Source organism: Liquorilactobacillus satsumensis (assembly GCF_964065465.1).
Classification (GTDB): domain Bacteria; phylum Bacillota; class Bacilli; order Lactobacillales; family Lactobacillaceae; genus Liquorilactobacillus; species Liquorilactobacillus satsumensis.
This window is the reverse complement of sequence record NZ_OZ061606.1, coordinates 1,045,104-1,057,016: the sequence shown is the minus strand read 5'-3', so window position 1 is coordinate 1,057,016 and position 11,913 is coordinate 1,045,104. Positions and strand designations below refer to the sequence as shown.

General features: G+C 39.8%; 10 protein-coding genes. 7 read left to right on the top strand and 3 right to left on the bottom strand.

Features of this window, described 5'->3' with window-relative positions; all coding sequences use genetic code 11:
• Positions 1-233: 233 nt before the first annotated feature.
• On the bottom strand, positions 234-905 hold the full coding sequence (locus AB3Y88_RS05050) for a histidine phosphatase family protein (protein ID WP_228888000.1): 672 nt from the start codon (positions 903-905) through the stop codon (positions 234-236).
• Between the two features lie 416 nt (positions 906-1,321).
• Here AB3Y88_RS05050 and tnpA point away from each other — a divergent pair, with 416 nt between their 5' ends.
• On the top strand, positions 1,322-1,789 hold the full coding sequence (gene tnpA / locus AB3Y88_RS05045; protein WP_228888001.1) for an IS200/IS605 family transposase: 468 nt from the start codon (positions 1,322-1,324) through the stop codon (positions 1,787-1,789).
• A gap of 590 nt (positions 1,790-2,379) precedes the next feature.
• Here tnpA and AB3Y88_RS05040 read toward each other — a convergent pair.
• Entirely contained in the window at positions 2,380-3,024 is a 645-nt protein-coding gene (locus AB3Y88_RS05040) for a VTT domain-containing protein (protein ID WP_056961835.1), read from the bottom strand.
• Positions 3,025-3,202: 178 nt separating this feature from the next.
• Between AB3Y88_RS05040 and helD the strand changes: the two genes are divergently transcribed.
• The 5 genes from helD to AB3Y88_RS05015 all read left to right on the top strand — a co-directional run bounded on the left by helD (position 3,203) and on the right by AB3Y88_RS05015 (position 10,061).
• Positions 3,203-5,500 carry an RNA polymerase recycling motor HelD gene (helD, locus tag AB3Y88_RS05035; RefSeq protein WP_056961833.1) on the top strand — a complete coding sequence of 766 codons (2,298 nt, stop codon included), beginning with the start codon at positions 3,203-3,205 and terminating at the stop codon, positions 5,498-5,500.
• Positions 5,501-5,579: 79 nt separating this feature from the next.
• On the top strand, positions 5,580-6,500 hold the full coding sequence (coaA, locus tag AB3Y88_RS05030) for a type I pantothenate kinase (protein ID WP_054755701.1): 921 nt from the start codon (positions 5,580-5,582) through the stop codon (positions 6,498-6,500).
• Between the two features lie 133 nt (positions 6,501-6,633).
• Positions 6,634-8,175, top strand: a complete 1,542-nt coding sequence (gene guaA / locus AB3Y88_RS05025) for a glutamine-hydrolyzing GMP synthase (protein WP_187328415.1) — start codon at positions 6,634-6,636, stop codon at positions 8,173-8,175.
• 553 nt (positions 8,176-8,728) lie between these two features.
• On the top strand, positions 8,729-9,151 hold the full coding sequence (locus AB3Y88_RS05020) for a hypothetical protein (protein ID WP_228889143.1): 423 nt from the start codon (positions 8,729-8,731) through the stop codon (positions 9,149-9,151).
• 541 nt (positions 9,152-9,692) lie between these two features.
• On the top strand, positions 9,693-10,061 hold the full coding sequence (locus tag AB3Y88_RS05015) for a hypothetical protein (protein ID WP_056961827.1): 369 nt from the start codon (positions 9,693-9,695) through the stop codon (positions 10,059-10,061).
• 103 nt (positions 10,062-10,164) lie between these two features.
• On the opposite strand, the gene AB3Y88_RS05010 is transcribed toward AB3Y88_RS05015, so the two are convergent.
• Entirely contained in the window at positions 10,165-10,323 is a 159-nt protein-coding gene (locus AB3Y88_RS05010; protein WP_367293403.1) for a transposase, read from the bottom strand.
• A 211-nt stretch (positions 10,324-10,534) separates the two neighbouring features.
• Between AB3Y88_RS05010 and AB3Y88_RS05005 the strand changes: the two genes are divergently transcribed.
• Entirely contained in the window at positions 10,535-11,332 is a 798-nt protein-coding gene (locus AB3Y88_RS05005; protein WP_228889141.1) for a CPBP family intramembrane glutamic endopeptidase, read from the top strand.
• Positions 11,333-11,913: the final 581 nt, after the last annotated feature.

Below are 11,913 nucleotides of genomic sequence, written 5' to 3'. Positions count from 1 at the left end.
CGAAATTACGAACATAGCGAGTACTTTGCTATGAGTAATTCGAAGTTAGACGGAGAATTTTGACTTATGGAACATGTTTATCTGGAATAAAGAGGGGCTGTGACAAAATTTAACTTTTGTCACAGCCCCGTTTTGTGCATTCAATAAAATAACATTCAAAGATTGGAAACTTACGCTGACTTTTTCTCTAGGCAAGTGGGTTAACGTAGGATTACCAAGGTCAACTGTTTGTTCTAGTATTCCTGAGTATCGAGATAGTGATTGAAATAAACAATTTCAACCTTTTTACCAGTAACAATCATCTTGGTAACAGAACCATTTTTAGGACCAACGGAAACAACATCAATTTCAGGCGCAAAACGGCTGACAATGCTGCGAATGGTGGTTCCATGGCTGACAACCAGTGCATTACTACCGGGCGCTTGATGTGCGTTCAGGTAGTCAAAGCCGGCATCGATTCTTTTCCAATACTCGGCATTATTTTCGGCATCATTGAACGGGTCAGTTTCTTTCATAAAATCACGAGAATCATTAATTGAATATCTGGTAATGATTTCTTCATAATTCCTGCACTGCCGAGTAGCACCGACCATTAGCCAAGTTTGATTAGAGTCGTTGCCTTCAAAGTAGCCGTAGCTTTGTTCGCGAAAATTAGACAGTGTAACTGGTTGCGGAAGGTCAGCTGCCAGTTGATTTTCACTCATAATGATCTTACACGTGTTTTGGGCACGCATTGTATCACTATGATAGATATTTGCGAAATCTTTATCAGCAAGATGTGCTCCAGCTTTGTGTGCATCGTTGATTCCCTTTTGTGTTAAGGGTGAATCACACCATCCTTGCATCCGGTTATAAAAGTTAAAGATCGTTTGTCCATGGCGTACGAAATAAACGGTAAACGACATTCTGTTCCCTCCAGTAGTTTGATGTAGCATAAGCATAATGCCACTTTTGTACATAAACAGTATACATATAAAAGCGATGTTTAAGAAGCGGTTCTTGTAAATTATTATAAAAACTAGCCAAAATAGATGGAACTTCTAAAGCATGGTACTAGCTGAAAGATTATTTTGACGGGTAGTGAACCTGCAAAATGGATAAAAGAAAATCTTGTTTTCAGGCATCCATTTAACCGCAATTAATAAAGTGGGGCTGTGACAAAAGTTAAAGTTTGTCACAGCCCCGCTTTTATTTTAATATCTGCGAATAAACCACAAGTTTTACTTGTGGGGGTGAAAAAAGCTTTAGCGTGAAAAACTCCCTTTCGATATAATTAGTTTCGGCTACCAACCAAAACTGCAATTGAAAGGGAGTTTTTGCCTTGTCTAAAGACGATAATAGCTTAGCACACACAAGATGGAATTGTAAGTACCACATTGTATTTACTCCCAAGTATCGGCGTAGGAATATTTATGGTGAATTAAAAAAAGATATTGGTCGGATTTTACGCCGATTGTGTGAATTAAAAGAGGTTGAGATTATTGAGGCTCATGCGATGCCTGATCATATTCATATGCTAGTTAGAATTCCACCGAAAATGAGTGTTTCAAGATTCATGGGATATTTAAAAGGACGCAGTGCTGTCATTATCCACGAGAGACATGCCAATTTGAAATATAACTATGGTAATCGAAGTTTCTGGGCACGCGGATACTATGTTAGCACGGTTGGTTTGAATCAGAAGACCATTCAAAAGTACATTCGAGAACAAGAATCCGAGGATCAGTTGAGCGATAGTATCAGTAAACGGGAGTATATTGATCCATTCAAACAGCCAAAACAAAAATAAAAATAATGCTGTAGCGGTTGGTAGTGTTTTGCTGGGCCCCTTTAAGGGGCTTTTTGTGTCAGGTCAAGCCCTTTTAGGGCTAATAAAAAGCCACCAGCTATGCTGGTGGATACTTACTCCGGATAAACGTGTTCCATAAGTCAAAATTCTCCGTCTAACTTCGAATTACTCATAGCAAAGTGCTCGCTATGTTCGTAATTTCGAGTTAGTACTCAAATTTTCCCGACTTATGTCACACTCTTTTTCTAGTTATTCTGCATAAACGTGTTCCATAAGTCAAAATTCTCCGTCTAACTTCGAATTACTCATAGCAAAGTACCCGCTATGTTCGTAATTTCGAGTTAGTACTCAAATTTTCCCGACTTATGTCACACTCTCTCTTTATTCCGGATAAACGTGTTCCATAAGTCAAAATTCTCCGTCTAACTTCGAATTACTCATAGCAAAGTACTCGCTATGAGTAATTTCGAGTTAGTACTCAAATTTTCCCAACTTATGTCACACTCTCTTTGCAGGTTATTTTAAAATAGATAAAGTAATGGATTTGTTGCAATCAGCACTTGATGCGTGTTTAAAAATCCGCAAGAAGCTTAACTCGGTGAAACATTGCCTCGCAGCATGCGATAAAGTGTGATCACGATTCCCGGGATTGCCATGATAAGTGCCAGCATAATGAAGATTAAAGAGAAGTTTTGTTTTACGAAGTCAAATTGACCAAAGAAGTAGCCAAGTGAAGCGCCAAGTGCGACCCAAAGTAAAACGCCTAGCAGGTTATACAGACAAAATTTTTTATAATTCATATGGGCAGTCCCTGAGATTAATGGGATAAAAGTACGAATCAAAGGCACGAATCTGCCAAACATCACAGTTTTGCCGCCATGTTTTTCAAAGTAAGCATGTGCTTTTTCAAGCTTTTCGGCTGGGAGAATACGTTTGAAGAACGGCAGGCGATGCAAGTTGCGGCCGATCTCATAGTTAACTGTGTCTCCGATCAAAGCAGCAAAGAAGAAGACAGGGACTAAAATACGGATGTCTAACGTTGACCCAGTGAGTGCAGCGAGTGTACTGGTAAAGATGATCAGCGATTCCCCGGGGAGAAAGGCAAAGACGACCAAGCCGGTTTCCATGAAGATCAGAATAAACAGTGTGACGTAAATCCAGCCTCCCAGTGTCTCGACTAGCGGTAGCAGGTACAAGTGAAAATGGGTGAGATAGAATAAAAACTGACTAATCAAGACAACACTTCCTTTACTATATTTGTATCTATTTTAGTGGCTTCGAAGACAGAATACTAGTACTTAGATTGCTATTTAATGTTTTTTAAGCTTTAAGGGGTGAACCTAATTGAGCACAGGCACTAAAGGTGTTAAAATTGTATGATCGACATCTTGGTTTAGAGGCGGGGGGAATTTCATGGACAACAAAACCAAAGAAAAAGAGCAAAAAAGAATGGACGCTGTGATCGGTAAAATCAAGGTTGCGCAGGAAAAAAGCCGCACTGAGATTAAACGGGCACAAAAAGACTCACACGCAATCAGGGATGATTTCTCCAATAATCTGCGGATCAATACTGAGTCTTATTCAGGAATGTTTGAGACGGCAACCACGATTCGGCAGCAGCAGCAGTTACTGCAGGAGCGGGAAAATAATTGGAAGCACGCTACTCGCAGACTGGACATTTTACAAAAACTTGAAAAGAAACCTTATTTTGCACGCATTGACTTGCAGGAAAAGGGCGAAAAACGTGCAGAATCGATTTACATCGGACTAGGTTCTTTTGCGGATCGTCCGGATAATTTTTTGGTTTATGATTGGCGCGCACCGATTTCGAGTGTCTACTATGATGGCGGCCTAGGTCAGGTGACATATGAGACTCCTGGGGGCACCCAGACTGTCGACGTGACGTTGAAACGCCAATTCCTGGTGAAGGACGGCAAGATCAAGACGGTCTTTGACACGGACGAAGCAGTGGGCGACCAGATGCTGTTAGATGTGTTGGACGACTCTTCCAGCAGTAAAATGCGCAGTATCGTAACGACTATTCAAAAGGAGCAGAATAAGATTATTCGCAATACGACTGCTGATCTGCTCTTTGTTCAAGGAGCTGCCGGTTCAGGAAAGACGTCAGCTGTCTTGCAGCGTGTCGCGTATCTGTTATACCGCTATCGTGGTAAGCTGACTTCAAGCCAGGTAATTCTCTTTTCCCCCAATCAGTTATTCAATGATTATGTTGACCAGGTTCTCCCCGAGCTTGGTGAGCACAACATGGTGCAGATGACCTACTATCAATATACGCAAAGGCGTTTGCCCAAGTTAAAAGTTGAAACACTGCAGCAGCGCTTTGAAAGACAGGTCGATGAAACGGGCCGCAAAATTCAAAAGGTAAAAAACAGCGTGGCCTTCTTTAATGCTGCAACGGTCTATGCCCAATTTTTAGAGAAAAAAGGAATGCGGTTTAGGGATCTTAAGCTTGATGGCAAGGTCTTTTATGAGCATTCTCAACTTGAGAAGATTTATTACAGTTTTAACGTTAACTATCATTTACGTAATCGGCTGGATGCCACAAAAGAAAGGCTTTTGCGGCAACTTAACCGTAAGATTGAAAAAGAAGCGAAGTCTGACTGGGTAGAGACTATTTTGCAAGAATCCAGCAGCAAGGAACTCGCCCAGCTTTATGGGACGCATCCACGCAATTTCGAAAACAATGATGCAGAACTGCGCTACTTGGGACGGCGTTTCTTGATAAAGCACTATCAAAAGATTCATAGCGATCTGGTGCATAATCGCTTTTTAAATATCAATGCGCAGTATCTGCACTTTCTGCACAGTGTTCCCGAGCTGCTTGACCTCAAGAAGTATGATTTGAGCAACTCAGAATGGGAAGCGGGAATTGAAGCCACAATTGCGACCTTGAAAAAACAACGGATGCTGCTGGAAGATGTCAGTCCATATCTTTATTTATATGATACGATCACCGGCAAGCGTGGTGACAATGAGATCAAGCATGTCTTCATCGATGAAATTCAAGATTATACGCCGTTTCAGCTTGCAGCGCTTAAACACGCTTTTCCACGGGCACGCTTTACCGTATTGGGAGATCTGAATCAGGCAATCTTCACGAAAAAAGAAAGCTATACCCTGCTTGATGAATTACGGCAGCTTTTTGCCAAGCAAAAGATCGAAGTGGTGCAATTGACGAAGTCTTATCGGTCAACTAAGCAGATCACGGACTTTACCAAACAGGTTTTGTTAAATGGAGCCGCGGTGGCAGCGTTTGAACGTCTAGGTGAGCTGCCCACAATTACGGTGAAGCAAAATGAGGCTGAATTGGCTGCCAGAATGCTTGAGCAGCTTAAGGAAAATGAACGCGAGCAGCTGACAACCGCAATTATCTGTAAGACATTAACAGAGTGCCAGACTATTAGTGAAAAGCTGCAGGCCGCCAACCAAAAAGCGATTCTGATTAAAAGTGAAAATCAGCGTTTGGCGCCCGGAACAATCATTGTCCCAGCATTTTTAGCAAAGGGACTTGAATTCGATGCGGTCATCATGTGGAATGCCAGTCAGCGTAATTATGCGGCTGAGGATGAACGACAGCTAGTCTATACGATTTGTTCACGTGCGATGCACCGACTTAGCATCTTTGCTTTGAAGCAACTTTCGCCGTTGTTTAAGCGGGTTGCACAGGATTCATATACTCTTTTAGAGTAAAACCTAAGTTCAGGTTAAAATCAGCGCAAAGCATGCTATAATGATGCCAATTAAGTGTGATGAATGTTGGAGAACGATTATGTATAACCAAATCAATTATTACAAGATTCCGCGTGATGAATGGCGGGAACTTTATCAAGAGCATAGTGTACCGCTGTCTGCTGCCGAGTTGGGACAGATTAGGTCTTTAAACGATCGGATTTCACTAACAGATGTCAGAGATGTCTATGCACCCTTGGTTCATTTGTTAGGGATTCATATGCAGGCACGTGCTGAGTTGTTTAAGAAGCAGGCGCAGTTTCTGGGAATTGAAGCCCATCGCGTCCCATTTATCTTGGGTATTGCTGGAAGTGTGGCTGTCGGCAAGAGCACGACGGCCCGCTTGCTACAGACGCTGCTGCAAGGAACCTACCCGACGAGCAAGGTGCAGCTGATAACAACTGACGGTTTTTTGTATTCGAATCAGGAGTTAAAGCGGCGGAATTTGCTGCAACGCAAAGGTTTTCCGGAGAGTTACGATATGAGCCGGTTGTTGACTTTTACCAATGATGTCAAAAACGGATTGCCAGCAAAGGCGCCCGTTTACTCACATAAAAGTTATGATATATTGCCTGGGAAATTTGACTTGATTGACAATCCGGATATCTTAATTGTAGAAGGAATCAATGTTTTACAGTTGCCCAGCAACCAGCAGTTGTATGTGAGTGACTTCTTTGATTTTTCGATCTATGTTGATGCAACAGAAGCGCTGATCCAAGAATGGTACCTAGAGCGCTTCAAGCTGTTGCTGGAGACCGCTTTTCGGGATCCGACCAATTATTATTATCCTTATGCAATTGGTGATCGCAATGCGGCAATCAAGATGGCAAAAAGGGTCTGGCAAACAGTCAATCGTCCTAATCTGAGAGAATATATTCTGCCTACTAGGAATCGAGCGGATGTAATTTTGCATAAGACGAAAAATCATCTTGTAAATGAACTTTTTTTGCGTAAGTATTAAGCTTAAAGGCTCGTGGTTTCAAGCTGTTTTGGCTAAACGGTCGATTTGACCATGGGACTTACAATCTGTAAAATAACTGTATAAGTGTACCGTATAATTCAAAATGAGGTGAACATTCTTGACAAGCATTGACATGCAGGCTTTTGATAAAATCATTGTGCTTGATTTCGGAAGCCAGTATAATCAATTGATTACGCGTAGAATCCGGGAATTTGGGATTTATTCAGAACTACTTTCCCATAACTTAACGGCGGCTGAGATTAAGAAGATGGCTCCAAAGGGAATCATTTTCTCGGGCGGTCCGAATAGTGTGTATGACGAACAGGCTTTCCATGTGGATCCTGAAATCTTTGAACTCGGGATCCCGATTCTGGGAATCTGTTATGGAATGCAGCTGATGGCTAATGAGCTCCCTGGGGGCAAGGTCGAAGGCGCAAATAATAAGGAATACGGCAAAGCTCAAATCAGAGTACAAGATGCCGGTGCGGTACTTTTCCGCGATGTTCCAACTAGTCAGACCGTCTGGATGAGCCATGGCGATCTGGTAACACAAGTTCCTGATGGGTTCAAGATTGCAGCGACCAGCGGCAACTGCCCAATTTCAGCAATGGCTAATGAAGCTAAGAAGTTCTACGGCTTGCAGTTCCATCCAGAAGTACGCAACACAGAATACGGTAACGATATTTTGCGCCACTTTGCATTTGATATCTGCAAAGCGCGCGATAACTGGTCGATGGATGACTTCATCGAGATGCAAATTCACAAAATTCGTGAAACTGTCGGCGACAAGAAAGTTCTCCTCGGCTTATCTGGAGGGGTTGATTCCTCTGTCGTAGGTGTCTTGTTGCATAAAGCAATCGGGACACAACTTACCAGTATCTTCGTTGATCATGGGCTGTTGCGTAAGGGCGAAGTTGAACAGGTGATGGATAGCCTGAAAGGTAAGTTCGGTCTGAACATTATTCAAGTTGACGCCAAGAAGCGTTTTATGGATAAGCTGACCGGTGTTTCGGATCCGGAAAAGAAACGTAAGATTATCGGGAATGAATTCATTCGTGTCTTTGACGATGAGGCTGCTAAGCTTGATGGCATTGACTTCTTAGCTCAAGGCACACTTTATACCGATGTGATCGAATCGGGGACCGATACGGCGCAGACAATCAAGTCGCACCATAACGTTGGTGGGTTGCCAGATGACATTAAATTCAAATTGATTGAGCCATTGCGAACACTTTTCAAAGATGAGACGCGTGAATTGGGCGAACGCTTAGGGATGCCGTCTGAATTGGTCTGGAGACAGCCTTTCCCAGGACCAGGACTTGGCATTCGCGTCATTGGTGAGATTACTGAAGAAAAACTTACAATTGTGCGCGATAGCGACCTGATTTTGCGTGAAGAGATCGCCAAGCATGGTCTGGAACGCGAAATCTGGCAATACTTCACAGTCCTTCCCGGCATTCGCAGTGTGGGTGTCATGGGAGACGGCCGCACATACGACTATACTGTCGGTATTCGCGCGGTAACCTCAATTGACGGCATGACCGCTGACTTCGCTAAGATTCCGTGGGATGTTCTCCAGGCAATCTCAGTGCGCATTGTAAATGAGGTTGCGCACGTCAATCGCGTAGTCTACGATATTACGTCGAAGCCGCCGGCAACGATTGAGTGGGAATAAAAGGTTATATAGGATTTGAATGGGAAATCCCTTTATTTCAGGACTTTAACGGAATACGTCCAACTTAAAAAGATAAAAAATATTATGGTTGTTTGCCAAAAGTTTACCAAGTAAAATAATTGTTGTGTGTTTGGCAAATGAAATAAATTTCGATAAGGTAATAATAATTACCTTATTTTTTTGTGTTAAAGTTTATGCTAAAATTAGCCCGAACCTATTTTTATTAAAGAAGGAATTTAATAATAGTTAGCAAAGGCGAAAGAATAATTAAAACTTCTATATTTCTACATAAAGAAAGTGTTGAATCTTTTGACGACTGTCTTAAAGAACAAATGCCCTCAAAAAATATTTATGAATTAAAAAAAACTCGGTATTGCAGCAAAATAAATTCGAATTGAAAAAATGAATATAAAATGTAGTAACAAAGATTGATCTCCTTGTTTTTTAGCTAGCATCTAATTTCAAAGAATTTAACAGAATTAGAAAGAGAGATACAACTGATGATACAGGAAACAAAATTGTAAGCCAAACTGTAACATATACAGCAATTGACATGTTTGATTCGAAACAGGCAGAAACTAATTTATATAATTATGTAATGGAACATAAAGCAGATTTTATTAAACTGCTAACATTAGCTTCAAGTTATGGTTATGGAATGAAGAACGAGGATATTTCTGGAGATATGGTTTTTGGTTCAGATGGTTGGGATCCAAATGAATTAAGTGCATACAGATCACAAATAACGCAGTTCAGTGCAGAAGGCAATGATCTGTTTGATCAATTGCTTAAGGATAAGTATAGCGAATTAACTAAAGGAGTTTATGGGTATCATAAGTGGAATAAGGCAATGGCGATAAGCGATTCGATGAGTCAGAAGATTTATAAGGCTCGTTATGTTGGATATGTAACTACTAAAGGTTATTTGTTAACTAAAACACAAAATTCCAAACAGAAAGCGACACTAAGCAATTAATGCTAAGATATAATTAAAGATGGAGATAGAAAAGACAATATACCAAGAATATGCGCATAATCAGTTACACAGATTGAATTCAGCCTTTAATTACCGTCCAAGCGCGTAAACACAAACCGGCGCGCATGTTGTCATGCAAAATATTGGGGTTATACCGGCAACTACTTGCTGTTACCTGGACCAAAGTTAAAGCCATGGTTCATAGTATTTTAAGTGAAATCAAGCAGATTAACAACAAAATGATTGTTCTTAGTGAGTTTAACCAAGCAATTGGGATTACAGGAAGCACAACAAGAATCCAAGCATGAATTTGAATAGTTATTGGCCAAGATATTGAATATATCCTATCAAAGCTTAAATTAACAGATTGTTGGAACCAACACCCTAGCACAAAATTCTCAGTTAAAGCAGCAACTATATGATGTTGACCAAAAAATTAGTCAATGGACCAAACAACAATTGCAAGATTTTGCCAAGCAAAGTCCAGAAATTAAGCAACCAGAAATGACAGAAAATCTACAGCCAAGAAGGTAAAGTTATCATGAAGAACGCGTTGTTTGAATCAACTAAAGAAGAACTACGCTGCCGTCCTAAAAATTTAATTGATTTGAACCAATGGCTTTTTGTAACCATTAATACTGCTAAATCAATGATTGACAATACGGATAAATCCCAATTTGTTTATTTAAATAAATTTGTTAGCTGTGATACAACTAGAGATATTCAGCAACGATTTGACAAAATACAGGGGAAATTTGGTAATAAGGATTTTTCGAAACGCCATAGCCCTAAATACCTATATCTTTGTTCTTTAGTAGCCAATTTTCCTCAAACAAGTCTTACTAGTGAGAGTAAGCAACTAATTAATTGCTTTGTTACCGAAGACAAGTATCTATTATACGAAATATAGAAAATAAAGGACGGGACAGCTATTTTAAAAGGATTTTTGCAAACCGCTGTTGATGAGAAATCTTTATGAGAAAATCAGTTCATTTTCGAATTGGTTTTCTTTTTTATTTGAATCGTAAATTCAATTTTAACCATTTTCTATATCCATATGCGGTACGTTTAATTTGTTTGATTTTCCGATTAACGCCCTTCCAAGTAATCGATTCATTCAAATCGAAAAAGATTAGAGGGGGGTGAGGTTGGAAGTCCTTCTTGGTAAGCACTTTATGGCACCAAAGAGCTATGCCAAATTATTAAAGCAAAAAAACTTGGAGAATAACAATTATTTTGACGAACGGAGTAACCATACATTTTTAGGTATAATGATTGTTGACAGTAACTAAACAATGAGGTAGTTTTAGACATTATGCAAGATAACTTGATGATTCGTCTGGTTATTGAGCTTAAATAATTGTTATTCTTAAAGGAGTTTTTATGAAAAAACAACTGTTATTAATCATGGTAATAATTCCCATCATATTAGGAACAACTATTACAAGTGTAATTCCAGTTGGAATTGCTAATTCTGCTGGAAACGTATTAGGTAGCATAGATGTTCCACTTTTTGAACTGCCATTTATTTTTATCTATATTGCGGTAATCAAATTAATTTGGAAATTTAACTTCAGTTTTAGCTTAAAAAACTGGTTTGTCCCATTTATGGCAATTGTGTCACTTCTAGGCACAGTATTTGCTAATATTGTGACTTCTAAGTCGTTAACTGTTATTTTTCAAAAAATACCAGGAGGGCAAATTTTGTTGGCAGTGCTGATTTCTTTACTAGCAGCAATTATTATTGGATTATTTGAAGAAACTGTTTTCCGTGGGGTAATTTTTAACTACCTATTTTTCATATTTAGAAAGACCAACCGTCCAGTTTTATTTGCTGGAGTACTGTCTAGTGTAATTTTTGGTGCAGTTCATTTAAGTAATACCCTTTTTGGCGGTGGGGCTGAATGGGGATATACTTTATATCAAGTTATTTACGCTGCTGCTATTGGTTTTGTGTTCGCCATGGTGTATGTAAAAACAAAATCGCTTGTCATCCCAATTGTTTTGCATGCATTAATTGACTGGTCTGACCTTTTTTTCAATTTAGCAGGAGAGCCTGCCATGGCCGGTATTAGCTGGACACCAGTCATATTAACGATAATTTATGTTGTTTCTGGTTACATGATTTATCAAACTATTGAGCCAAACTCTTTCAAAAGCCTAGGTCTCAAGCCAGAATAAATAATTTTTATAATGCGATTAAGAACTAATTTGGGCACAAATGTTGCTGTAGCTTCCAAATTTTAGAGTGCACAGTTCACCAGCTTAACTTAGAAAGGGCGGTAAGGGTTATTAATGGTGGCGAGGTAAAAAATTTAAACTAGTGATTGACTTAAATAAAAGTACAAGCTATACTAACTAAAACAAAGTAGAATATTTTGAATGTTGAAGGAAAGAGTACCCAAATTGACTAGCTATAAAGCGACTGTTGACGGTGAAAGAACAGCATTGAGGATTTGGGGAAGATGAATCTGGAGTTTTGTCATGGGTGCAAGCTGATGGCACGTTTTGACTCGATATCGTCAATAACATAGCTATTAGCTGTGTTTTGAGGCTGCGAATTATCAAATCCGTAGTGAATTTTGGGTGGTACCACGATTTTTCGTCCCTGCATTAAGTTGCTGGGGCTTTTTTATTTGGAGTTTTAGAGGTCCCAATTAAGGAGGGTAAAGTTAAGAACTGCGAATTAACGTTTTGCTTTGTTAAGGATCGAGATAAAGGCTGTCTGGGATTAAACAATTTTTGAAAAGATTAATTAAGTA